The sequence below is a fragment of the Klebsiella sp. JB_Kp031 genome (assembly GCF_040064295.1).
Lineage (GTDB): Bacteria > Pseudomonadota > Gammaproteobacteria > Enterobacterales > Enterobacteriaceae > Klebsiella > Klebsiella quasipneumoniae.
The window spans coordinates 397723-419346 of sequence record NZ_JBEAJW010000002.1 but is presented as its reverse complement, the minus strand read 5'-3'; the positions used below and the strand labels follow the sequence as shown (position 1 = coordinate 419346).

Annotated in this window: 20 protein-coding genes and 1 pseudogene; 13 read left to right on the top strand and 8 right to left on the bottom strand. The window is 60.9% G+C overall.

The window, feature by feature from the left end; translation table 11 throughout:
* Positions 1 to 48: 48 nt before the first annotated feature.
* The 4 genes from ABLV64_RS04050 to ABLV64_RS04035 are packed head-to-tail and all read left to right on the top strand — an operon-like array spanning position 49 to position 4174.
* The gene (locus ABLV64_RS04050) at positions 49 to 1533 is read left to right on the top strand and encodes an FAD-dependent monooxygenase (protein ID WP_348842966.1); all 1485 of its coding nucleotides are present in this window, start codon (positions 49 to 51) and stop codon (positions 1531 to 1533) included.
* Between the two features lie 2 nt (positions 1534 to 1535).
* Positions 1536 to 2741: an acetyl-CoA C-acyltransferase gene (locus ABLV64_RS04045; RefSeq protein WP_043522959.1), complete on the top strand. Its 1206-nt coding sequence runs from the start codon at positions 1536 to 1538 to the stop codon at positions 2739 to 2741.
* A gap of 13 nt (positions 2742 to 2754) precedes the next feature.
* A complete protein-coding gene (locus ABLV64_RS04040; protein WP_004204071.1) occupies positions 2755 to 3540 on the top strand; it encodes an AfsA-related hotdog domain-containing protein in 786 nt (261 codons plus the stop codon).
* Positions 3521 to 4174 carry an HAD-IB family hydrolase gene (locus ABLV64_RS04035; RefSeq protein WP_348842965.1) on the top strand — a complete coding sequence of 218 codons (654 nt, stop codon included), beginning with the start codon at positions 3521 to 3523 and terminating at the stop codon, positions 4172 to 4174. The genes ABLV64_RS04040 and ABLV64_RS04035 overlap by 20 nt, the downstream gene beginning before the upstream one ends.
* A gap of 62 nt (positions 4175 to 4236) precedes the next feature.
* Here ABLV64_RS04035 and ABLV64_RS04030 read toward each other — a convergent pair whose 3' ends face one another.
* Entirely contained in the window at positions 4237 to 5511 is a 1275-nt protein-coding gene (locus ABLV64_RS04030) for a Glu/Leu/Phe/Val dehydrogenase (RefSeq protein ID WP_004204074.1), read from the bottom strand.
* A gap of 212 nt (positions 5512 to 5723) precedes the next feature.
* Positions 5724 to 5870, bottom strand: a pseudogene (locus ABLV64_RS04025) (hypothetical protein).
* A gap of 169 nt (positions 5871 to 6039) precedes the next feature.
* On the opposite strand from ABLV64_RS04025, the gene ABLV64_RS04020 reads away from it, so the two are divergent.
* The 6 genes from ABLV64_RS04020 to ABLV64_RS03995 are packed head-to-tail and all read left to right on the top strand — an operon-like array spanning position 6040 to position 13551.
* Positions 6040 to 7245 carry a bifunctional succinylornithine transaminase/acetylornithine transaminase gene (locus ABLV64_RS04020; RefSeq protein ID WP_348842964.1) on the top strand — a complete coding sequence of 402 codons (1206 nt, stop codon included), beginning with the start codon at positions 6040 to 6042 and terminating at the stop codon, positions 7243 to 7245.
* A gap of 18 nt (positions 7246 to 7263) precedes the next feature.
* A complete protein-coding gene (gene astA, locus ABLV64_RS04015; RefSeq protein ID WP_163619118.1) occupies positions 7264 to 8286 on the top strand; it encodes an arginine N-succinyltransferase in 1023 nt (340 codons plus the stop codon).
* The gene (astD, locus tag ABLV64_RS04010; RefSeq protein ID WP_048324033.1) at positions 8277 to 9743 is read left to right on the top strand and encodes a succinylglutamate-semialdehyde dehydrogenase; all 1467 of its coding nucleotides are present in this window, start codon (positions 8277 to 8279) and stop codon (positions 9741 to 9743) included. The genes astA and astD overlap by 10 nt, the downstream gene beginning before the upstream one ends.
* Before the next feature lie 21 nt (positions 9744 to 9764).
* Positions 9765 to 11105, top strand: a complete 1341-nt coding sequence (gene astB, locus ABLV64_RS04005) for an N-succinylarginine dihydrolase (RefSeq protein WP_004204080.1) — start codon at positions 9765 to 9767, stop codon at positions 11103 to 11105.
* Between the two features lie 10 nt (positions 11106 to 11115).
* Complete coding sequence (gene astE / locus ABLV64_RS04000) at positions 11116 to 12111, top strand: succinylglutamate desuccinylase (protein WP_348842963.1); 996 nt, start codon at positions 11116 to 11118, stop codon at positions 12109 to 12111.
* A gap of 9 nt (positions 12112 to 12120) precedes the next feature.
* Positions 12121 to 13551 (top strand): amino acid permease, encoded by a 1431-nt coding sequence (locus ABLV64_RS03995; RefSeq protein ID WP_004204083.1) that lies wholly within the window; start codon positions 12121 to 12123, stop codon positions 13549 to 13551.
* A gap of 220 nt (positions 13552 to 13771) precedes the next feature.
* Here ABLV64_RS03995 and ABLV64_RS03990 read toward each other — a convergent pair whose 3' ends face one another.
* Positions 13772 to 15097, bottom strand: a complete 1326-nt coding sequence (locus tag ABLV64_RS03990; protein ID WP_004204084.1) for an MFS transporter — start codon at positions 15095 to 15097, stop codon at positions 13772 to 13774.
* Between the two features lie 381 nt (positions 15098 to 15478).
* Here ABLV64_RS03990 and ABLV64_RS03985 point away from each other — a divergent pair, with 381 nt between their 5' ends.
* Entirely contained in the window at positions 15479 to 16279 is an 801-nt protein-coding gene (locus ABLV64_RS03985) for a YdcF family protein (protein ID WP_004204086.1), read from the top strand.
* A gap of 61 nt (positions 16280 to 16340) precedes the next feature.
* Here ABLV64_RS03985 and ABLV64_RS03980 read toward each other — a convergent pair whose 3' ends face one another.
* Positions 16341 to 16478, bottom strand: coding sequence for a hypothetical protein (locus ABLV64_RS03980; RefSeq protein WP_053087912.1), 138 nt, complete (start codon positions 16476 to 16478; stop codon positions 16341 to 16343).
* On the opposite strand from ABLV64_RS03980, the gene aldA reads away from it, so the two are divergent.
* Positions 16477 to 17916 carry an aldehyde dehydrogenase gene (aldA, locus tag ABLV64_RS03975; protein ID WP_004204088.1) on the top strand — a complete coding sequence of 480 codons (1440 nt, stop codon included), beginning with the start codon at positions 16477 to 16479 and terminating at the stop codon, positions 17914 to 17916. The two genes, ABLV64_RS03980 and aldA, sit on opposite strands and share 2 nt — an antisense overlap.
* 48 nt (positions 17917 to 17964) lie before the next feature.
* Here the strand turns inward: aldA and gap are convergent, their stop codons facing one another.
* The gene (gene gap / locus ABLV64_RS03970) at positions 17965 to 18963 is read right to left on the bottom strand and encodes a type I glyceraldehyde-3-phosphate dehydrogenase (RefSeq protein WP_023318131.1); all 999 of its coding nucleotides are present in this window, start codon (positions 18961 to 18963) and stop codon (positions 17965 to 17967) included.
* A 282-nt stretch (positions 18964 to 19245) separates the two neighbouring features.
* On the opposite strand from gap, the gene ABLV64_RS03965 reads away from it, so the two are divergent.
* Positions 19246 to 19404, top strand: coding sequence for a YqaE/Pmp3 family membrane protein (locus ABLV64_RS03965; protein WP_002903230.1), 159 nt, complete (start codon positions 19246 to 19248; stop codon positions 19402 to 19404).
* A 39-nt stretch (positions 19405 to 19443) separates the two neighbouring features.
* Here the strand turns inward: ABLV64_RS03965 and ABLV64_RS03960 are convergent, their stop codons facing one another.
* The 3 genes from ABLV64_RS03960 to yedE form a co-directional block, all read right to left on the bottom strand.
* Entirely contained in the window at positions 19444 to 19836 is a 393-nt protein-coding gene (locus ABLV64_RS03960; RefSeq protein WP_004204091.1) for a DUF1398 domain-containing protein, read from the bottom strand.
* Positions 19837 to 20081: 245 nt separating this feature from the next.
* Positions 20082 to 20315: a sulfurtransferase-like selenium metabolism protein YedF gene (gene yedF, locus ABLV64_RS03955; protein ID WP_004204092.1), complete on the bottom strand. Its 234-nt coding sequence runs from the start codon at positions 20313 to 20315 to the stop codon at positions 20082 to 20084.
* Positions 20312 to 21523, bottom strand: a complete 1212-nt coding sequence (gene yedE, locus ABLV64_RS03950; protein ID WP_004204094.1) for a selenium metabolism membrane protein YedE/FdhT — start codon at positions 21521 to 21523, stop codon at positions 20312 to 20314. The genes yedF and yedE overlap by 4 nt, the downstream gene beginning before the upstream one ends.
* Positions 21524 to 21624 lie beyond the last annotated feature (101 nt).

The following is a 21624-nucleotide window of genomic DNA, read 5'->3' as shown; positions in this document are numbered from 1 at the left end:
CAGGCAACACGCGTATGCCCCACATGGGGCATACAGAGAGGCTCGATCGTGAAAAAAGTACTCATTGTTGGCGCCGGCCCGGTAGGGTTAATCATTGGCTGCTATCTGAATAAGTATGGAATTGATTTTGATATCATTGATAAAAATACCCACAGCACCACCTGGTCCAAAGCGCTGAGCGTCAGTCCGGCGACCATTAAAGCCTTCCACGGCTTAGGCCTTGCCGGGGAACTGATCGCCCAGGGAAAACAGGTGCAGTCAGTCTACGCTTACTATAAAAACCGCAAATTTCTGCATATTGATAACCGCCGACTCGCCACCTGCTATCCCTTCCATGTCAGTATCCCGCAGCCGCGGACGGAGAAGATCCTCGAAACGGCATTAGCCGCCGCCGGGCGGGAGGTAAAACGCGGGCACCAGCTGGTCTCCTGGCGGCGGGAGGGGGAGCGTTATCACGTCTCCCTGCTCGACGATGCCCGTCGGGCCTGTTCCGCCGCTTATGACTATATTATCGGCGCCGACGGCGCGGCCAGCACCGTCCGGGAGCTGGCCGGGATCGGCTTTAGCGGTCATGACTATCCGCTGCATTTTGTGATGGCGGATGTGCAGTTCGACCCCGCGGCGGCGCTCCCGGGGACCTCCTACCATATTGATGAGCAAGGCTTTCTGATTTTCCTGCCCATGCCGGACAATCAGGTCAGGATTGTGATTAAAAAAGCCGGGCGCTTGCCGTCGCCGCGTCCGGTGCCGGACCTGCAGGAGATTAACGCCGCGCTGGCGCGCTACTGCCCTCAGGTGCCGCCGGCGCAGAGGCTCACCTGGTCCTCCAGCGCCAATTTCTATAACCGCATCGCCGATGACAATCTGCAGCACCATATTATGCTGGCGGGAGATGCCTTCCACCTGTTCAGTCCCATTGGCGGGCAGGGGATGAACACCGGCGTCCAGGATGCGGTGAACCTCGCCTGGAAGCTGGCTTTCTGTCTGCACGGCGTGGCCACTGACCGACTGCCGGCGTCCTATCGCATCCAGCGCTTCGCCGCGGTGAGCGGTGTGCTGCGCTCCACCGACCATGATACTGGCCTGATCGCCGGTCTGGTGCCGAGAAATCATATCGATGGGGTCTACTTTCCGGAGTTTTGCAACCGTCACTACTATCGTCACCAGCTGCCGCTGCAGTACGCCGGTTTCACCGCGACGCAGGCGCAGGAGACGGACGGCCTGGCAGGGCACCATGTTCCCTGGTACGTTTTTGCCTCGCCGCAGGCGACGTTTCGCAACAGCTATGACGCCTTCGCCAGCGGTAAGGTGGTGATCTTTTCCGCCCGCGCCGCCTGTCCTCCTTTGTCCCGCCTGAAGCAGGCCGGCTGGTTTATGTTCTGCTCCCTCGAACCGGCGGACAAGGCGTTTCTTGAGGCGCTACAGATCGGTCCCGATGACTACGCGGTGGTTAATCCCGATGGCTATGTGGGCTTTACCGGCAGCGAAGCCGGGACGCGGCAGTATCTTTCCTCGCTCTACGTAATGGAATAATCATGAACAAAGTCTATATCGTCGCGGCCTGCCGTACGCCGGTGGGGCGCTTTCTTGGTGCCCTGAAAACGGTCTCCGCGGTGGAGCTGGCAGCGCTCACCGTCAGGCACAACCTGCAGCAGGCCGGCATTGACCCGGCGTGGATCGATGAGGTGATCTGCGGCTGCGTCCTCGCCGCCGGGCAGGGAATGGGACCGGCGCGTCAGGTTGCGCTGCGGGCAGGGATCCCGGTGCAAACGCCGGCTTACACCCTGAATATGATCTGCGGTAGCGGCATGAAAAGCATGACCGAAGGGGCGATCCATATCCAGAGCGGTTATGCCGACCTGGTGGTCGCCGGCGGAATGGAAAATATGAGTCAGGCGCCGTTTTTGCTGCAGGGAGAGATAAGGGGCGGGATGAAATTCGGCGCATTCAGCAGTGAGGATGTGATCCAGCGCGACGGGTTAACCGATCCGCTGCTGCAGATCCCGATGGGGGAAACGGCGGAGGCCATCGCCGCGCAGGAGCAGATCTCGCGCGCGGCGCAGGACCGGTATGCGCTGGAGAGCCATCAAAAAGCCTCCGTCGCCAGCCGTGCCGGCTATTTTGCCGATGAGATTGTGCCGGTGACGGTCAGCGCGAAGCGGGGCGTCAGCACGGTCCGCGAGGATGAGCCGATCCGCCATGATCTTAGCGCCGGGCAGCTGGCGGCGCTGAAACCGGCTTTTCGCGCTGACGGCAGCGTCACGGCGGGCAACGCCTCCGGGCTGAACGATGGCGCCGCGTCGGTGATCCTCGCTTCGGCGCGCGCCGTTGCCCGCTATGGCCTGCAGCCGCTGGCGGAGATCGTCTCCTTTGGCGAAGGCGGCGTCGATCCGTCCTTGATGGGGCTCGGCCCACTGCCGGCGATAGCGTGCGCCCTGCGCCGCGGTGGTTTTCAGCTCAGCGATATGGCCCGGCTGGAGATTAACGAAGCCTTTGCCGCGCAGGTATTGGGGGTGGTCAGGGGACTGGCCAGAGAGCATCAGATGACGGAGGAGGAGATTGCTTCCCGCCTGAACGTCCACGGCGGCGCGATCGCCCTCGGTCACCCGCTGGGCAGTTCCGGGACGCGGATCGTGGTCAGTCTGGTGCACGCGCTGCGCCGGGAGAATCAACCGACCGGCCTGGCGTCGCTGTGCATCGGCGGCGGGATGGGGATTGCATTACTGGTTAAAACGATCTGAGGAGACAAGCGCCATGGAAAAATTAATTGTGGTGGGTGAGAAATTTACCGATTTTGCCCGGCGGCATGAGAATGTGCTGACGGTTAATGAGTTTGAGCGATTTGTCTGGAGCGGCGAGCTGGCCGGCGTCGATAAAATCGTTATTGGTCAGGGGGTACAGCTCGACGACATCTCCCGCACCATCTGCATTATTCGTCAGCACTATCCGGATAAAATCCGCCAGATCGTCAATCTGCAGGATCTCTATTATCAAAACAACCGAGATCATCAGCGGCTGGTACATAAACGTAAAAAAGCGAATATCCTCATCACCTCGCCGGAAAAACGCGATGAGGATAACTATTGCGCGCGCCTGATCCTGCAGGATGCCTCGGAGTTACTCTGCGACCACCAGACCGGGCAACATATTCAGGGGATGGTGCTGATCGAGGCGGCGCGGCAGACCATCATCGCCACCTCGGAAAAATTCCTGCTGGCGGAGGCCGGCGTGGCAATGGCGGAGAAGTACTTTACCCTGAGCTCGCTGCAGGTGGCCTTTTCCTGCTTTGTTTTTCCGCTGCCGGTGACCATCGTCCTCAATGTGGTGTCACGCAAAAGTTCAGCCCATGGCCGCTTTACCTGCGAATGCTCGGTGGGGTTTGACCAGACCGGCACCCGCAAAGCGGAAGTTGGCTTTAGCTTCAGCGTCTATGACCTTAACTACATCACTCGCAAAGAGTGCGAGCAGGCGGCGCAGTGCCATCAACATTATCTGGTCAGTATTGAGCAGGGGGACGGGGATGAGCATCGCCTTTTTTGATGTGGATGAAACGCTGATTACCGGCAAAAGTATGTTCCTGTTTCTGCACCGCTATGCCGAGGAATATCCGCTGCAGTGCGGTTTGACGGCCGCGGCGATTGTCCGCCAGCTTCAGGCGCTTAGCGAAGCGGGTCAACCGCGGGAAGCGATCAACCGCTACTATTACTCGCTGTTTCGCCACGAGTCGCGCCTCCGGGTGCGGGCGGTCGCCGAGCGTCTGTATCGCGAAGGCGGATATGGTTTTCACCACGAGGTGGTGGCGCGCCTCAGGCAGCATCAGGCGCGGGGGGATGACGTGGTGTTTGTCTCCGGGTCGATGACCGACATTCTCTGGCCGGCGATGGCGGCGCTGGGGGTGGAACATGCCCTGTGCTCGGAGCCGGTGGTGGTGGATGACCGCTATACCGGCGAGCTCTGGCGGACCGCCATCGGCGAACACAAGGCGGCGCATGCTCAGTGCTATGCGCAGGAACAGGGCCAGCCGCTGGCGGCGTGCTACGCCTTTGGCGATCATATCTCGGATCTGCCGCTGCTCACCGTGGTTGGCAACCCCTGCGCGGTGAATCCCTGTCCGGGTCTGCTGGCGGAGGCGCAGCGTCGGGGATGGCCGGTGCTGTGGTCCACCGTCGGCTGACGGCGCGACGGCAAAAAAAAGGGGCGGCGCAATGCCACCCCTGGTGCACTTTCTGACGGGGATCAGCCCGGGTAGATGCCGCGGTCTTTACGCGCCATCAGGATGCGCTCGCAGGCCACGATATAGGCGGCGGTACGCAGCGTACATTCTTTCTCGGCCGCTTTATCGCAGACGTGAATGATGGCGTCGGTCATGATGCGGTCCATCTTGGCGTTGATCTCCTCTTCGCTCCAGAAGAAGCTGGCCATGTCCTGCACCCACTCAAAGTAGCTGACGGTCACCCCGCCGGCGTTACAGATAACGTCCGGCACCACGATCACGCCGCGCTCGGCCAGCACATCGTCCGCTTCCGGATAGGTTGGGCCGTTGGCCCCTTCCAGCACCAGTTTGCAGGTCAGCTTCTCAGCGCGCTCGCGGGTGATTTGCCCTTCCAGCGCCGCCGGGATCAGGATGTCCATTGGGGTGGTCCAGAAAGCCTCTTTATCAATCTCCTGGGCGCCCGGGAAACCCGCGATCTGCTTTTTCTCCGCCTGCCAGGCGGTGAGGGCGGCCATATCAATCCCGCCTTCGTTGTACAGGGTGGCGGTGTGATCCTGAATAACCACGATACGGGCGCCGACGCCGGCGAACAGGCGCGCTGCTTCGCTACCGACGTTACCAAAGCCCTGCAGCGCCACTTTAGCGCCTTCAATTTCGATGCCGGCGCGACGGGCCACTTCCCGGCCGGTGACGAACACGCCGCGTCCGGTGGCTTTTTCACGACCGAGGGAGCCGCCGAGGTGGATCGGTTTGCCGGTGACCACGCCGGTGATGGTGGTGCCATGGTTCATGGAGTAGGTGTCCATCATCCACGCCATCACTTTGCCGTTGGTGCCAACGTCCGGCGCCGGAATATCTTTCTGCGGCCCGATGATAATGCCGATTTCGCTGGTGTAGCGGCGAGTCAGGCGTTCCAGTTCACCTTCCGACAGCGAGAAGGGGTCGACGCGGATGCCGCCTTTGGCTCCGCCGTAAGGAATATTGACCGCGGCGCACTTAATGGTCATCCAGGCAGAAAGTGCCATCACTTCGTTAAGATCGACATCCGGATGGTAGCGAACACCACCTTTACCCGGACCACGCGAAAGATTGTGCTGAACGCGATAGCCCTCGAAGTGGCGAATGGTGCCGTCGTCCATCTGCACAGGGATGTCGACGATCAGCGCACGCTTCGGATGGCGCAGGGTTTCCACCCAGTAGGCAAGATCGCCGAGATAAGGCGCAACACGGTCGATCTGGCGCAGGTAGGTGGTCCATGGAGATGTACTACTTTCAGATGCGTAAGATAACTTTTCCATAAGAGTCCTGTTTCTCAGTGTTATTTATGTCGTGTAAAACCGTGGAATAGCTACAGCAGTAAACTCTGTGCAATGAATGGTATCACCAATTTTATAAAGCGGTATTTGACGGCAATTCCGATTTTTAAATTTTTGTTAGATTTTTTATTTTTTAAGTGAATAACTACGCACAAGAACCACCCGCAAGCTGTGCATTTTAATTCACTTTTTATTCACTTAAGTGAATAGGAAAATATTTTTTCTATGTTTTTCATTATCTTGATGATCTTCAAAAAGTGAATAAATTGCGTTTCCCCGTATTGACAATCTTATTGTTCACAGGCCAGCATTAGCCCACACAACAACATGGCGTTAACCATGAATTAACAATTACCCGCATAAAGAATAGGGCTTATATTTTCTGTGGTGAATATTTTTACCATCGCAGCGGGCGCGCTCGTGCCCAAAATAAGCCGAGGGTCAGGGTTAATGTCGATTGTCCAACGCGACGGGAGCGTTTTCCGTCGCCTTACGTTCCGGAGATAAATTATGTCAGGCAGCATGACTCGCGAAGATTTTGACGCTTACCTGGTTCCCTGTTTTGCCCCCGCGCCGTTTATTCCGGTGAGGGCGGCGGGCTCCCGCGTCTGGGACCAGCAGGGGAAAGAGTATATTGATATGGCGGGCGGCATCGCAGTGAACGCCCTGGGCCATGCTCACCCGGCGCTGGCGGAGGCCCTGCAGGGGCAACTGGCGAAACTGTGGCATATCGGCAATGGCTATACCAACGAACCGGTGCTGCAGCTGGCGAAAACCCTCGTGCAGTCCACCTTTGCCGACAAGGTGTTCTTCTGCAACTCCGGCGCCGAAGCGAACGAGGCGGCCCTTAAGCTGGCGCGGAAATATGCCCACGATAAGTTCGGCGGTGAAAAAAGCGAAATCATCGCCTTCAACCACGCCTTCCATGGCCGGACGCTGTTCACCGTCTCCGTCGGCGGCCAGCCGAAATATTCCAGCGATTATGCGCCGCTGCCGCAGGGCATTACCCATCTGCCCTATAACGATATCGAGGCGGTGACTGCGGCGATCTCCTCGCGCACTTGCGCGGTGATTGTCGAGCCGATTATCGGCGAAGGCGGGGTGATCCCGGCGGACCCGGCGTACCTCCAGGCGCTGCGCGCTCTTTGCGATCGCCATCATGCCACCCTGATATTTGATGAGGTGCAGACCGGCGCCGGGCGTACCGGCCATCTCTACGCCTACCAACATTACAACGTCGTCCCGGACATCCTCACCAGCGCCAAAGGGCTGGGGGGCGGCTTCCCGATCGGCGCGATGCTGGCGAAAGAGGCCTGGGCGCAGGTCTTCCAGCCAGGCACCCATGGCACCACCTTCGGCGGCAACCCGCTGGCGGCGACCGTCGCCAACGCCGTGCTGGCCCATCTGGATGCGCCGCTGCTGGCGGGCGTCGGCGAGCGCCATGCGCTGATCGTCGACCAGCTGAATGCCCTCTCTGCCCGTTACGATGCGTTTAGCGCCGTGCGCGGCGCCGGTCTGCTGATCGGCGCCGAGCTGGCGGGACCGCTGCGCGGGAAGGCCAAAACCCTGACCAACCTGGCGGCGGAAGAGGGTGTGATCGCCCTGATTGCCGGTCCGGACGTGCTGCGCTTCGCGCCGGCGCTCAATATCCCGCTGGCAGAAATTGCGGAAGCCTTCGTGCGCCTCGATCGCGCCGTTGCCCGCTTAACCCGCTAACCGGGAGGACGGCCTGTGATGCTATTTCGTCCCGTACGGGATAACGATCTTGACGACATCGTCCGCCTTGCCGCGCGGGCGGGGGTCGGCATGACCTCCTTACCCCATGATGCCGGGCGCCTGGCCGCCCGGATCCGCCGCAGCATTGACACTTTCGCCGGCGCGCTGCCGCGCGGCCAGCAAGGCTTTCTGTTTGTGCTGGAAGACACCGCGCTGTCGCGGGTGGTGGGGGTCAGCGCCATTGAGGTGGCGGTAGGCCTGGACGAGCCGTTTTACAATTTTCGCATTCAGAAAACGGTCCGCGCCTCGAAAGCGCTGGGGGTCTACAAGCCCCAGGAGCTGCTCAATCTGAGCTATGACCACACCGGCCACAGCGAGCTGTGTACGCTGTTTCTCGACCCTGAGTATCAGCGCAACCGCAACGGTCTGCTGCTCTCCAAAGCGCGGTTTTTGTTTATCGCCGCCTTCCGCGAGTGGTTTTCGCCGCACCTGTTTGCCGAACTGCGCGGCTGCAGCGATGAGCAAGGGCAGTCGCCGTTCTGGGATGCGCTGGGCCATCACTTCTTCGAGATCCCGTTCGCCGATGCCGACCGGCTGACCGGCACCGGCATGAAAACCTTTATTGCCGAGCTGATGCCGGCGTACCCGATCTATATCTCGCTGCTGCCGGAGAATGCCCGTCAGGTCATCGGTCAGGTGCACCCCAACACCGCCCCCGCGCGGGCGATCCTCGAGAAAGAGGGGTTCAGCTGGCGCGGCTCGGTGGATATTTTCGATGCCGGTCCGGTGCTGGAGGCGGAGACCGATCAGATCCGCGCCGTGCGCGAATGCCAGTGCCTGCCGGCTCAGCAGTTGGCGGGCACGCTGTCGGCGCCGACGCTCGTCGCCAACGGTCAGTTCGACAATTTTCGGGCGCTGCTGGTGGCCCACGAAGAGCAGGTCTCACTGGACGCCGCCGCGCTGGATGCGATGCAGGTCACTGAGACCGACCGCGTTTATACGGTAACCCTGAACCCAGAGGAAAACAGATCATGGCGGTAAAAGCACAGTTCATAGCCGGGCAGTGGCAGCCGGGCAGCGGCGCAACGATGAGTAAACTGGCCCCGGAGGATCAGTCTCTGCTGTGGCAGGCGGCCAGCGCGGGGGCCGACGACGTCCAGGCGGCCTGCGCCGCGGCGCGCGCCGCGTTTTATCCCTGGTCGCACCGCCCGCTGGCCGAGCGTATTGACGTCGTACAGCGTTTCGCCGCGCTGCTGGAGACGCATAAAGAGGCGCTGGCGACCCTGATTTCCCGGGAGACCAGCAAGCCGCTGTGGGAGACCCGCACCGAAGTGCAGGCGATGATCGGCAAAGCCGCCATCTCCATCGAGGCCTATCACCAGCGGACGGGCTTTCATGAGTCGACGCTGCCGGACGGTAAAGCGCTGCTGCGCCACAAGCCGCACGGCGTGATGGCGGTCTTCGGCCCTTACAACTTCCCGGGCCACCTGCCCAACGGGCATATCATTCCGGCGCTGATCGCCGGGAATACTATCGTATTTAAACCCAGCGAGCTGACGCCGGCCACTGCGGAACTGACGGTCCAGCTGTGGCAGCAGGCGGGCGTCCCCGACGGGGTGATTAACCTGCTGCAGGGCGGGAAAGCCACCGGCCAGGCGCTGCTGGAAAACCGCGATATCGACGGCGTGCTGTTCACCGGCAGCGCAGCGGCGGGTTTCCACTTCCATCGCTACTTCGGCGGCCAGCCGGAGAAGATGCTGGCCCTCGAAATGGGCGGCAACAACGCGCTGATCGTGGCTGATGTGGCCGATGTTGATGCGGCGCTACATGTGATTATCCAGTCGGCGTTTATCTCCGCCGGACAGCGCTGCACCTGCGCACGCCGGCTGATTGTTCAGCGCGGCGAGCAGGGGGATGCGCTGCTGCGGCGGCTGGTGGAGGCCAGCGCGCAGATCCGCGCCGGGAAATGGGATGACCAGCCGGCGCCGTTTATGGGTGGGGTGATTTCCCTTGAGGCGGCGCAGAACATGCTGGCGGCGCAGCAGAAACTGGAGGCGCTTGGCGGCAAGGTGCTGCTGCGCCTGCGCCAGCCCGACCCGCACTCCACGGTGCTGACCCCGGGGATCGTCGACGTCACCGGTATCGAGGTGCCGGATGAAGAGTACTTTGGCCCGCTGCTGACGGTTATCCGTTACGACGACTTCCCGGAGGCGATTCGCCTCGCCAACCAGACCCGCTATGGCCTGGCCGTGGGGCTGATCTCCAGCGATGCGGCACAGTTTGACCAGCTGGCGGACGAGGCGCGCGCCGGGATCGTCAACTGGAACAAGCCGCTGACCGGCGCTTCCAGTAAAGCGCCGTTTGGCGGGGTGGGCGCCTCCGGCAACCACCGCGCGGCAGCGTGGTACGCCGCCGATTACTGTGCCTGGCCGATGGCCTCTCTGGTCAGCGACACGCTGACGCTTCCGGCGAACGTATCGCCGGGCCTGCCATTCTGATAACGGATCCTGTGAGGACATATGTCTGGTTTTGAAGCTAACTTTGATGGCCTGGTCGGCCCGACGCACCACTATGCCGGACTCTCCGTCGGCAATGAAGCCTCGCAAAATAACCGCGATGGTCTCTCTAACCCTAAAAAGGCGGCGCTGCAGGGGCTGTATAAAATGAAAGCCCTTGCCGATCGCGGATTCGTGCAGGGGATTCTGCCGCCGCAGCCGCGGCCGAACCTGCGTCTGCTGCGCGACCTGGGATTCGAGGGCAGCGATGAGCAGGTCATCCGCCAGGCGGCCCAGGCGGCGCCGCAGCTGCTCTCCGCCTTCAGCTCCGCCTCGTCGATGTGGACTGCCAACGCGGCGACCGTTTCGCCGTCGGCGGATAGCGCCGATGGCAAAGTTCATTTCACCGTCGCCAACCTGAACAATAAACTGCACCGCATGCAGGAGGCGCCCACCACCTCGGCGATCCTGCGCGCCACCTTCGCCGATCCGCGCTACTTCGCCCACCACGCGGCGCTGCCGCAGCATGGCGACCTCGGCGACGAAGGCGCGGCCAACCATAACCGCTTCTGCCGGGAGTACGATCGTCAGGGCGTGCAGCTGTTTGTCTACGGTCGACGCGCCAGCGGCGGGATCGCCCCGGTGAAGTATCCGGCGCGGCAGACCCTCGAGGCCAGCGAAGCGGTGGCCCGTCTGCACCAGCTGGATCCGCGCTATACGGTGTTTGCCCAGCAGGCGCCGCAGGCTATCGATCGCGGCGTGTTTCATAACGACGTTATCGCGGTCAGCAATCGCCATGTGCTGTTCCACCATCAGCAGGCGTTTGTCGATCAGTCGACAGTATTGGCGACGCTGCGGGCAAAAAGCGACAGTCTCGATATTCCGTTTACCAGCGTGGAAGTGCCGGACGAGCGGGTGTCGCTCGATGACGCGGTGGCCTCCTATCTGTTCAACAGCCAGCTGCTGAGCAAACCCGACGGCAAGATGCTGATTGTGGTGCCAGAGGAGTGCCGCCAGCGGGAAAACGTCTGGCGTTACCTGAGCGATCTCGCGGCCGACAGCGCGTCGCCGATCGATGAAGTGGCGGTTTTTGACCTGCGGGAAAGCATGCGCAACGGCGGCGGCCCGGCCTGCCTGCGGCTGCGGGTGGTGCTCAACGAGTCTGAACGTAAGGCGGTCAACGCCCACAGCCTGATGAACGACGAACGTTACCAGCAGCTGACGGCGTGGGTGGAAAAACATTACCGTGACCGGCTGCACGCCCGCGATCTGGCAGACCCGCAGCTGCTGCGCGAGGTTTATCAGGCGCTGGATGAGCTGACGCAGATCCTGCGTCTGGGCGCTGTCTATGATTTTCAGCGTTAAGGAGCGGCAGATGGAGCATCTGGTTAACGATTTACTGCACTGCCGCCTGCAGGCGTGGACCTTTCCGGCGGACATCAAGGCCCGCTGGCTGGGCGAGGGCATCCTGCAGTTGCTGCCGGCCACGCCGTGGCGTCAGGCGACGATCCTCTCCGCTGGCGTCCATGGCAATGAGACCGCGCCGACCGAGCTGCTGCTGCAGCTGACTCACGATCTGAGCCAGGGGCGGCAGCCGCTCACCCAGGCGCTGCTGATCGTTTTTGGTAACCTGCCGGCGATCCGCGCCGCGCGTCGCTATCTGCACAACGACCTCAATCGCCTGTTCGGCGGCCGCCATCTGGCGGTCACCCCGGGCAATGAGTCGCGGCGGGCTTTTGCTCTCGAGCAGGCGGTGCAGGCCTTCTATCGCGCCGCCGATGCGGCGGGGCCGGTCAGCCGTAGTCATCTCGATATGCATACCGCCATTCGCGGGTCGCTGTATCGCCAGTTTGCGCTGCTCCCGGCCCACGAGGAGGATTTTTCGCCCGGCTTCTATCAGCTGCTGCAGGCCAGCGGGATGGACGCCATCGTGCGCCATACCGAAGCGGGCGGGACCTTCACCCACTTCACCTGCGAAAAGTTCGCCGCGCAAAGCGCCACCCTTGAGCTGGGAAAAGTGATGCCGTTCGGCGCCAACGATCTTAGCCTGTTCGCCGCCGCCGACGCGGCGATCCGGGCCTGGATTTCTGACGCGCCGCTGCCGGTGCGCGATAAAGCGCCGGTGGATTACTTCCTGGTCGAGGAGAGCATCATCAAGCGCGAAGGGGAATTTACGCTCAATCTGGCGGCCAACGTCGAGAACTTCACCGCGCTCCCGGCAGGGTATGAGATCGCCCGCCAGGCAGAGAAACGGTGGGTGGTGCAGGCCCGGGCCCCCTATATCCTCTTTCCCAATGCCGGGGTCGCTACCGGCCAGCGCGCCGGGCTGCTGCTCCGCGCCGCGGCGCTTCACCTCCCGCAACCAGCCTGAGGAAACACCATGACTGAACATCAACATCAGGCGCCATCTGCCGCCGGAGGTGAAGGCGCGTCACAGCTTAAGCGCGGGCTTGGCGCCCGCCATATCCAGATGATTGCCCTCGGCGGCGCCATCGGCACCGGGCTGTTTATGGGGGCGGGGCGCAACATCGCCGTCGCCGGCACCTCGATCCTGGTTATCTATGTGCTGGTCGGGTTCTTTACCTATATGGTGATGCGGGCGATGGGGGAGCTGCTGCTCACTCGCCATGACTACCGCTCGTTTGCCGACTTTGTCGGCGAGTATCTCGGACCGCAGGCCAGCTTTTATCTCGGCTGGACCTACTGGCTGAGCTGGGTGGTGACCTGCATCGCCGACGTGGTGGTGTGCGGGAGCTATATGCAGTACTGGTTCCCCGAGCTGTCGGCGTGGATGCCGGCCCTCAGCATGCTGGCTATCCTGTTCCTGCTCAACCTGCTGTCGGTGAAGATGTTTGGCGAGGCGGAGTTCTGGTTCGCCCTGATCAAGGTGATCACCATTATCGCCCTGATCGTCACCGGCGGCTGGATGATTGCCACCGGCTGGACCTCTCCGGACGGCGTGACGGCTTCCCTGAGCCATCTCACCGACCCGACGGCCTTTATGCCTCACGGTATCACCGGCTTTTTCGCCGGCTTCCAGATAGCGATCTTCTCCTTTACCGGTATCGAACTGCTGGGGACGATGACGGCGGAGACCCGCGATCCGCAGCGCATTTTGCCCAAGGCGATCAATGCGCTGCCGCTGCGGATTATCATCTTCTATCTGCTGTCGATGGTGGTGATCATCGCTGTCGCCTCCTGGCCGGGGGTGTCGGCGGAGACCAGCCCCTTCGTAACGCTGTTTGCCAAAGCCGGGCTGCCCGCGGCGGCGGCGGTGATTAATTTCGTGGCGCTGACCTCGGCGATGTCCTCGGCCAACAGCGGGGTCTTCTCCAGCACCCGCATGCTGTACGGCCTGTCGGTGGAGAAGCATGCGCACTGGCAGTTCCGCATTCTGTCGCGCAGCACCCGCATTCCGGTGCGCAGCCTGCTGTTCTCCTGCTTCTGCATGCTGATCGGTACGCTGCTGCTGTTCCTGGTGCCGAATGTGATGACCCTGTTCACCATCGTCTCGACCCTGGCGGCGATTATGGTGGTGTTCAGCTGGGGGATGATCCTCGCGGCCTATCTGGTTTATCGCCGTCAGCGTCCGGACCTGCATGCCGGGTCGATCTTTAAGATGCCCTTTGGCGTGGTGATGAGCTGGGTGAGCCTGCTGTTCTTCGCCTTCGCCATCTTCATCATGATCTTTGACCCGGACACGCTGCTGGCGCTGCTGGCTTCTCCGCTGTGGTTTATCGCGCTGTGGGCCTTCTGGAAGCTGAAGCAGCGGCGCGAAGGGCAGCTTCAGCTGGACAATCAGAGCGCCTGACACCCGCCGGCCCTGGCGGCCGGCTAAGGGGTGTGGCCAGGGCGTCTTAGCCGTTGTTCCCGTTCGTCTGCCCGGTGGCGGCTGGCGCCTTACCGGGCCTACTGTCTTACTGAGCCTGGGATGAGCGGTTTCCCCCGCGGCGTGATCCCCCCTGTAGGCCCGCGCAAGCGCAGCGCCCGGGCAAGATGGTCGGCGCCGAGGTAGCCCGGACCGGCTGCGGTCAGGCGCTTTCCGCCCGGGAGCGCGCCGCGCCAGGGACAGATTTCATCCGGCTGGCGCAGAATATCGCCAGCAGCGAAATCGCCACCGTCACGCCCAGGTAGACGGCCACCGGTCGCCAGTCACCATCGTATTTCGCCAGCAGACCGGTGGCGATAAGCGGCGCGGTGCCCCCGGCCAGCGCGGCGCCCAGCTGGTAGCCGAGGGTGATCCCGGTATAGCGCACATTGGCGCTGAATATCTCTGAGCACAGGGTGCCCAGCACCGCGGTCACCGGCGCCCACAGGATGCCGAAGGCAACAATCGTCGCCAGCATAATGCCCCAGCTGGTGCCGGTGTCGAGCAGCAGGAACCACGGGACGATAAACAGCCCCAGCAGCACCACGCTCAGGGTGTACATTTTTTGCCGGCCCACCTTGTCGGACAGCAGCCCCATCAGCGGGATCATCACGGTGGCCACCAACGCGCCCAGGGTGACGGATTCCAGCGCCTGCGACTTCTGATAGCTCAGGGTGGTGGTGGCGTAACTGACCACAAAGGTGGAGAAGATATAGAAGGGGGCGGTCTCCACCACTTTCAGACCCGCGGCGATCAGCACTTCCCGCCAGTGGTGTTTGAGCGTCTCGCGCAGCGGAGCCTTCGCCACCTGGCCAGACTGTTTCACCTGCTTAAAGGCGGGCGTTTCGTCGATGTCTTTGCGGATCCACAGGCCGAGGAAAACGAGGACGGAGCTGAGCAGGAACGGAATGCGCCAGCCCCAGGCGAGAAACTGCGCCTCATCGAACAGGGTCATCAGCGAGACGATGAAGGTTGCCATCAGCATGCCGATGGTCACGCCGGCCTGGGGAATACTGCCGAAAAAGCCTTTCCGCTTTTCCGGGGCGTATTCGTAGGCCAGCAGCAGCGCGCCGCCCCATTCGCCGCCGATACCCATGCCCTGAATAATGCGCAGGGTAATCAGCAGGGCCGGCGCCCACAGGCCCACCATCTCGTAGGTGGGCAGCAGGCCAATGGCCACCGTGGCGCTGCCCATCAGCGACAGGGTGAGCACCAGCGTCTTCTTGCGACCGATGCGATCGCCGATATGGGCGAAAATGACTCCGCCGATGGGGCGGATAAAAAAGGTGAGCGAAAAGGAGAGCCAGGAGAGGATCAGACCAATGACCGGGTCGACCATCGGAAAGAAGATTTTGTTAAACACCAGCGCGGCGGCGGTGCCATAGAGAAAATAATCGAACCATTCGATGGCGCTGCCGGTCAGGCTCGCGATCAGTACCTTCTTGTTTTTCTGCAGAATGGATGCAGTGTTGCTTGCTGGATTGCTCATTACGAAACGTTCTCCCGCCACGGTAAAAGGTCAGGTGTCACTCTGTGCGTGCAGGGTGCAACCTGATGTGAAAAAGGTTGTGCAATTGTTAAGCAACTTAGAGTTGATGGTTACAATTGGCAAGTTATCCCTCGGCAATGCGGGCAAGAAAACGCGCTTTTATCTGGTGTAACCGCGAGGTAAATTTTTATTTTCCACCTGTTTTTGCTGTTTTTTGTTATTTTCATGGTCAGTTATTCAGGTGCAACCTGCGTGTTTTTAGATGTTTCTTGTTATTTCAAAATAGTTACAAATCAGCGTCGCTTTGCGCCCCGGCAGGCGGCGTTTATGATGGCCAGACTATTCTCTCTGCGCGGCTGAGAGGTGATTAAGGAGATCAGAATGGCAGAACACTTTCCCCCGCTGTCGGCGACGACGCTGGCGGCGGCAAACCTGACCGGCGGCTGGCTGGCGCAAAACGATCTGGCGACGCTGACCGCGCCGCCGGCGGTGGATGTGGTGGTGCTGGCTGGCAACGCCGTGATCCCTACCATCGACGCCGCCTGCCGACTGGCGGTGGAGCAGGAGGTTCCGCTGCTGATCAGCGGCGGCGTAGGGCACTCTACCGGTTTTCTGTATGAGGCGGTGCGCGAAGATCCGCGCTACCGTTCGCTCGCGGTGGAGGGGCGTCCGGAAGCGCATATTCTGGCTGATATTGCGCATGACTTCTGGCACATTCCTCGCCCGCGGCTGGTGGTGGAGGATCGGTCGACCAACTGCGGCGAAAACGCGCGCTTTACTCGCACAATGCTGGAGAGTCGGGGGATCCCCCATCGTCGCGGGATCGTCATTCAGGACCCCACCATGCAGCGGCGGACGATGGCCACCTTCGCCCGCGTCTGGCAGGGGGCGACGACGCCGCCGCAGTGGCTGAGCTTTCCCGGCTGCACGCCGGTGCTGCAACAGACCGACGGCCAGCTGGGGTTCGTGGGCGGCGGGGCGGGGCTGTGGCCGGTGACCCGCTACCTGGCGCTGCTGCTCGGCGAACTGCCGCGTCTGCAGGATTCCCCTGAAGGGTACGGTCCACGGGGGAAAGACTTTATCAGCCACGTGACTTTCCCGCCGGAGATCCTCGACGCCTGGCGACAGCTGCGGGAGGATGACCGGCTCGCCGGGGCGCTGCAGGCCCGCATCCTCGGCTGATAAATGCCCGTTTGCGGCAGATTTATCGCAAACGGGCAATTTGTGTTATTGAAATGTAACCTCAACCGGGTATTTTTGGCCCGGTTTTATGAATCAGCTCACAAAACTGCGCCAACGTGCTGCGAAGCCACGGCTTATCCGCCCGATATTTAACAAAAAAAACACTTGTTAAATACAAATGCACCACAGGAGCAGCCATGACAGCACCCGTTCAACACCAGATGTATATTGATGGCCAGTTCGTTTCCGGTCACGGCGACGGCTGGATCGACGTGCTTAACCCGGCGACCGAAGCGCTGCTGTCGCGGATCCCGGACGGGACCGCGGAAGAGGCGCGGCTGGCGATTGACGCGGCGGAGCGCGCCCAGCCGGCCTGGGAGGCGCTGCCGGCCATTGAGCGCGCGGGCTGGCTGCGCAAAATTGCCGCCGGCATCCGTCAGCGTGCCGATGACATCGCCGGGCTGATCGTCGCTGAAGGCGGCAAGATCCAGCAGCTGGCGGCGGTGGAGGTGGCGTTCACCGCCGACTATCTCGACTACATGGCCGAATGGGCGCGGCGTTATGAAGGGGAGATCGTGCAGAGCGACCGTCCCGGGGAAAATATCCTTGTCTTCAAACGCGCGCTGGGGGTGACCACCGGGATCCTGCCGTGGAACTTCCCGTTTTTTCTTATCGCCCGCAAGCTGGCGCCGGCGCTGATCACCGGAAATACCATCGTCATTAAGCCCAGCGAATTCACGCCCAATAACGCTATTGCTTTCGCCGAGATCGTCCACCAGGTTGGGCTGCCGAAAGGGGTCTTTAACCTGGTGCTCGGCCGTGGGGAAACCGTCGGCCAGGAGCTGGCCGGCAATCCGAAGGTGGCGATGGTCAGCATGACCGGCAGCGTGGCGGCGGGGGAGAAAATCATGGCCGCCGCGGCGAAAAATATCACCAAAGTGTGCCTTGAGCTTGGCGGCAAAGCGCCGGCCATCGTCATGGACGATGCGGATGTGGAGCTGGCGGTGAAGGCGGTGGTGGACTCGCGGGTGATCAACACCGGGCAGGTGTGCAACTGCGTCGAGCGGGTCTATGTTCAGCAGGGGATTTACGACCGCTTCGTCAACCGCCTCGGCGAGGCGATGAAGGCCGTGCAGTTTGGCGACCCGGCGGCGCGGGATGACATCGCGATGGGGCCGCTGATCAACGCTGCCGCGCGGGATCAGGTGGCGCGCAAAGTGGCGAAGGCGGTGGCGCAGGGGGCGCGGGTAGCGCTGGGCGGTCAGCCGCTGGAGGGGAAAGGCTATTTTTATCCGCCGACCCTGCTGCTGGATGTGCGTCAGGAGATGGATATTATCCATGAGGAAACCTTCGGTCCGGTGCTGCCGGTGGTGGCGTTTTCGACGCTCGATGAAGCGCTGGCGATGGCCAATGACAGCGATTATGGCCTCACCTCCTCAATCTACACCCGCGATCTCAACGTGGCGATGAAGGCGATTAAGGGGCTGAAGTTCGGCGAAACCTATATCAACCGCGAGAACTTTGAGGCGATGCAGGGATTCCACGCCGGCTGGCGTAAATCAGGGATCGGCGGCGCAGATGGCCGCCATGGCCTGAATGAGTACCTGCAGACCCAGGTGGTCTATCTGCAGGCCTGAGACGCTCAATGCAGAATCGGCGGGCAGCGCAGGCTGTCCGCCGTTCACTTAGCGGGCAAATTTCTCCAGCACGCGGATCAGCTGGGTGACAAAACCGTATTCGTTGTCGTACCAGGCGACGGTTTTCACCAGCTGTACGCCGCCGGCCTCCACAATCTCCAGCTGGGTGGCATCGTAGATTGAACCGAAATGGCTGCCGATGATATCGGAAGAGACAATCTCTTCTTCGGTATAGCCAAAGGATTCATTGCCCTCAGCCGCCTGCTTCATCGCTTGATTAACCTCATCCGCAGTCACCTTTTTCTCCAGCACCGACACCAGCTCTGTCACTGAGCCGGTTTTGGTCGGTACGCGCTGGGCATGGCCTTTCAGCTTGCCGCTCAGGGCGGGGATCACCAGGCCGATAGCTTTGGCCGCGCCGGTGGTGTGCGGGATGACGTTTTCCGCCGCCGCCCTGGAGGCGCGCAGATCTTTACCGCGCGGCCCGTCCACCAGCGACTGGGTGCCGGTATAGGCGTGGATGGTGGTCATGGTGCCTACGGTGATGCCGAAGGCGTCCTGCAGCACTTTGGCCATTGGCGCCAGGCAGTTGGTGGTGCAGGAGGCGACGGAGATGATGGTGTCATCCGCCGTCAGGGTGTCATCGTTGACGTTATAGACGATGGTTTTCATCTCGCCGGCGGGGGCCGAAATCAGTACCTTGCGTGCGCCGGCCTGAAGATGGGCCTGCGATTTCTCTGCCGAGGTGTAGAACCCGGTACACTCCACAATCACTTCCGCGCCCGCCGCCTGCCACGGAATATGCTGCGCCTCTTTTTCGGCATACACGGTGATGGTCTTGCCGTTGACGATCAGCGCATCTTCCGTGAAGTCGACGCTCCACGGGAAGGGGCCGTAGTTTGAATCATGCTTTAACAGGTAGGCCAGCACTTTTGGCGAGGTGAGGTCGTTGATGGCCACCACCTCGAGGCTGCTGTCGACTTCTAATAAACGGCGTAACACCAGACGTCCGATACGACCAAAACCATTAATCCCAAGTTTACTCATGGATATTCTCCGGTTGGTAAAACGACTCGATGTGATAAAACTTCTCCAGGCTTAGTCCTGACTGGCAGCCAGGTCAACTGACAATCTGTGCGGTTCGCTGTCAGGCCCACAGCATGAGGCAAAAAAGTGGATGTTTTGGCGGACTTTTTTATCCGTGACGGCAGGAAATAATTTTTGTTACCGGAGATGAGGGCGCAGCCTGCTGGCGAAGCGGTGAAAAGCGTCTATGCTTAACTATTGAATAGCTTAGTAAAATGTTGACATTAGATGAAGGGAGAACTTATGGGATTCTGGAGAATCGTTTTTACTATCATTCTGCCGCCGCTGGGGGTTCTGCTGGGGAAAGGTTTCGGCTGGGCGTTTATTCTCAACATTATTTTGACCCTGCTGGGCTATATTCCAGGCCTGATCCACGCCTTTTGGGTGCAGACCCGCGATTAAGAGCTGGCCCCGCAAACCAGACTTCCCCCCGGGACCCGCTCAGGGGGGAATCAGGCTCTCTTTATACAGCAGCCTGTTATCCTTCGACCAGTAGTGGCGAGTCTCCTCGTCCAGGTCGACGCTCCACTTAAACACCCCGGCGCTGGCGAGATCCTTACAGTATTGTTCAAAGTTGATGGCGCCGGCAAAATGGCGGATGACCGCAGCCGAGGTCAGCTGCTGGTTGGGGGCGCTGCGCACGCGCAGCAGGCTGCGGGCGCTTTTTATCGTGATCACCTTGTCGTTTGCCATCACGAAATTCATATTGCCGGTGGAGACAAAGTAGATGTAACACGAGACCTGGTGCCGACGTAGTTCATTGGCGAAGGTGGCAAAATCGGCATCTGCACGCACTTGCTCAAAAAAATAACCCAGCCTGGCCAGCAGTTCCATTTCTATCCTTATTGTATTGCTGTGTGCGGCTTTGGCCGGTAGCGGCAGAAACCATTCACGAAGTTACTTATTCGTATTTTAATAATATAGCCGCGTTATATTAATGGTTATTTGATGACTGGAACACCGTTTCAAGTGTTACAATCTATTGCAATCGTTTGCCTGCACGGCCCATCTGATGGTGAGGACATGGCGAGACGGGGAAATCCATGCCGGCGATGAAGGTCGCCGGCGGGAAAACGGGATTACTTCTGGATCAGATAGCGAATGGTCGGGCCATCCTGCTGAATATCCAGCACCGTATAGCCATGGTTCCTGGCATCGAGCGGAATGTTATTGATCGACTGCGGACAGTCGCTGATCACTTCGAGGATCTCGCCTTTTTGCAGGGAGGGCATCGCCTCCAGGGTGGCGACCGCCGGATAAGGGCAGGGCTCGCCGACCATGTCCAGGCGATAATCAGGGATGATGTTTTTCATGCACTCTCCTTCACGGTCCGGACCGCTGCCGACTGGCGGCGGAAAAAATGTCTCTCCCAGGCGATCACCAGCAGCAGGGCGATCAGCAGCAGCAGATAGGTCGCCAGCAGTCCGCCGAAGGGACCAAAAGCGTTCAGCAGGTTGACCTTTTGCCAGTGGGTGGCGAGCGGGGCGGCGATATCGTCCCAGCACCAGGCGAGCAGCGTGGAGCCGATGACGTTGCCCAGCCCCACCCACCAGTAGTGAACCTGGCCTTCCACCGCCCGGTACATCCAGCCGGTCTCACAGCCGCCGGCCAGCACGATGCCAAAGCCGAACAGTAGCCCGCCGATCGCCGCGTTGGGACCGGCCCACATGATTTTCGGCGCCATCCCCAGTTGCACATAGCTGAAGATGCCGATGGCGCTCGCCGCCATGCCGAAGATTATCGCCTTCGCCATCACCGTCCGGCCGGTGATCCACATATCGCGAAAGGCGGAGGTAAAGCAGATCTGCGCTCGCTCGATAAGCAGACCGAAGCCGATGCCGAACAGCATCGCCAGGCCGAGCGCAGGGTGGTCTGCGGCGGTGAGCAGGCCCCAGCCGATCATGGCGAAAAAGACCACCATGCCCAGGCGGAAACGGCGGCGTGCCTGCAGCGGTTTTTGGGTTAACGGCGAAGCGGCGGATACCTTTTGCATTTTTACCGGGATGCGAAATAGAGGCAGCAGGGTGAAGCGAGCGCCAAACCAGGAGCCGATGGCGGTGGCGATGGCAAACAGCCAGGCGTGCAGGGAGAACTGCGGAATGCCGGTGAAAAACGCCGCCAGATTGCAGCCCATCGCCAGCCGCGCGCCGAACCCGGCGATGATGCCCCCGGCCACGGCCTGCACTATGCGGATCCGGCTGCGTGGCAAGCGCAGTTTGACGTTATTGGCCCACAATGCCGCGGCCAGGCAGCCGCCGAACATGCCGATGATCATCCTGCCGTCGATGCGGGTCAGCGGCGTCCCGTCGAGATGGATCAGCTGATAATAGCCCCACTGTTCGCTGTGGACCCCAAGCAGCTGCAGCAGCTGGCCACCCCAGCGGGTAAATTCGCCGGTCACCGCCCAGAAGGTGCCGGTGATGCCAAAATAGTAGGTTGAGAGAATGCCCGCGGCGATGACCGCCGGGACGGGAGACCAGAACCGGATAAGCCAGGCCTGTTTGAAGGATTGCCATGTCATAAAAATGCCTCTGAACTCAGAAGGTATTAACGGTCGATGACCGACCGAAGGGGGCACATAGTATCCGCCTTAGCGCCTGCTTTCTCTGTTTTGGATCAAGA

Excerpts from the sequence above, each read along its gene's own strand:
- ABLV64_RS04045 (WP_043522959.1), top strand. The coding sequence starts at position 1,536 with ATGAACAAAGTCTATATCGTCGCGGCCTGCCGTACGCCGGTGGGGCGC.
- ABLV64_RS04040 (WP_004204071.1), top strand. The coding sequence starts at position 2,755 with ATGGAAAAATTAATTGTGGTGGGTGAGAAATTTACCGATTTTGCCCGG.
- ABLV64_RS04035 (WP_348842965.1), top strand. The coding sequence starts at position 3,521 with ATGAGCATCGCCTTTTTTGATGTGGATGAAACGCTGATTACCGGCAAA.
- ABLV64_RS04030 (WP_004204074.1), bottom strand. The coding sequence starts at position 5,511 with ATGGAAAAGTTATCTTACGCATCTGAAAGTAGTACATCTCCATGGACC.
- ABLV64_RS04020 (WP_348842964.1), top strand. The coding sequence starts at position 6,040 with ATGTCAGGCAGCATGACTCGCGAAGATTTTGACGCTTACCTGGTTCCC.
- astA (WP_163619118.1), top strand. The coding sequence starts at position 7,264 with ATGCTATTTCGTCCCGTACGGGATAACGATCTTGACGACATCGTCCGC.
- astD (WP_048324033.1), top strand. The coding sequence starts at position 8,277 with ATGGCGGTAAAAGCACAGTTCATAGCCGGGCAGTGGCAGCCGGGCAGC.
- astB (WP_004204080.1), top strand. The coding sequence starts at position 9,765 with ATGTCTGGTTTTGAAGCTAACTTTGATGGCCTGGTCGGCCCGACGCAC.
- astE (WP_348842963.1), top strand. The coding sequence starts at position 11,116 with ATGGAGCATCTGGTTAACGATTTACTGCACTGCCGCCTGCAGGCGTGG.
- ABLV64_RS03995 (WP_004204083.1), top strand. The coding sequence starts at position 12,121 with ATGACTGAACATCAACATCAGGCGCCATCTGCCGCCGGAGGTGAAGGC.
- ABLV64_RS03990 (WP_004204084.1), bottom strand. The coding sequence starts at position 15,097 with ATGAGCAATCCAGCAAGCAACACTGCATCCATTCTGCAGAAAAACAAG.
- ABLV64_RS03985 (WP_004204086.1), top strand. The coding sequence starts at position 15,479 with ATGGCAGAACACTTTCCCCCGCTGTCGGCGACGACGCTGGCGGCGGCA.
- aldA (WP_004204088.1), top strand. The coding sequence starts at position 16,477 with ATGACAGCACCCGTTCAACACCAGATGTATATTGATGGCCAGTTCGTT.
- ABLV64_RS03980 (WP_053087912.1), bottom strand. The coding sequence starts at position 16,478 with ATGGCTGCTCCTGTGGTGCATTTGTATTTAACAAGTGTTTTTTTTGTT.
- gap (WP_023318131.1), bottom strand. The coding sequence starts at position 18,963 with ATGAGTAAACTTGGGATTAATGGTTTTGGTCGTATCGGACGTCTGGTG.
- ABLV64_RS03965 (WP_002903230.1), top strand. The coding sequence starts at position 19,246 with ATGGGATTCTGGAGAATCGTTTTTACTATCATTCTGCCGCCGCTGGGG.
- ABLV64_RS03960 (WP_004204091.1), bottom strand. The coding sequence starts at position 19,836 with ATGGAACTGCTGGCCAGGCTGGGTTATTTTTTTGAGCAAGTGCGTGCA.
- yedF (WP_004204092.1), bottom strand. The coding sequence starts at position 20,315 with ATGAAAAACATCATCCCTGATTATCGCCTGGACATGGTCGGCGAGCCC.
- yedE (WP_004204094.1), bottom strand. The coding sequence starts at position 21,523 with ATGACATGGCAATCCTTCAAACAGGCCTGGCTTATCCGGTTCTGGTCT.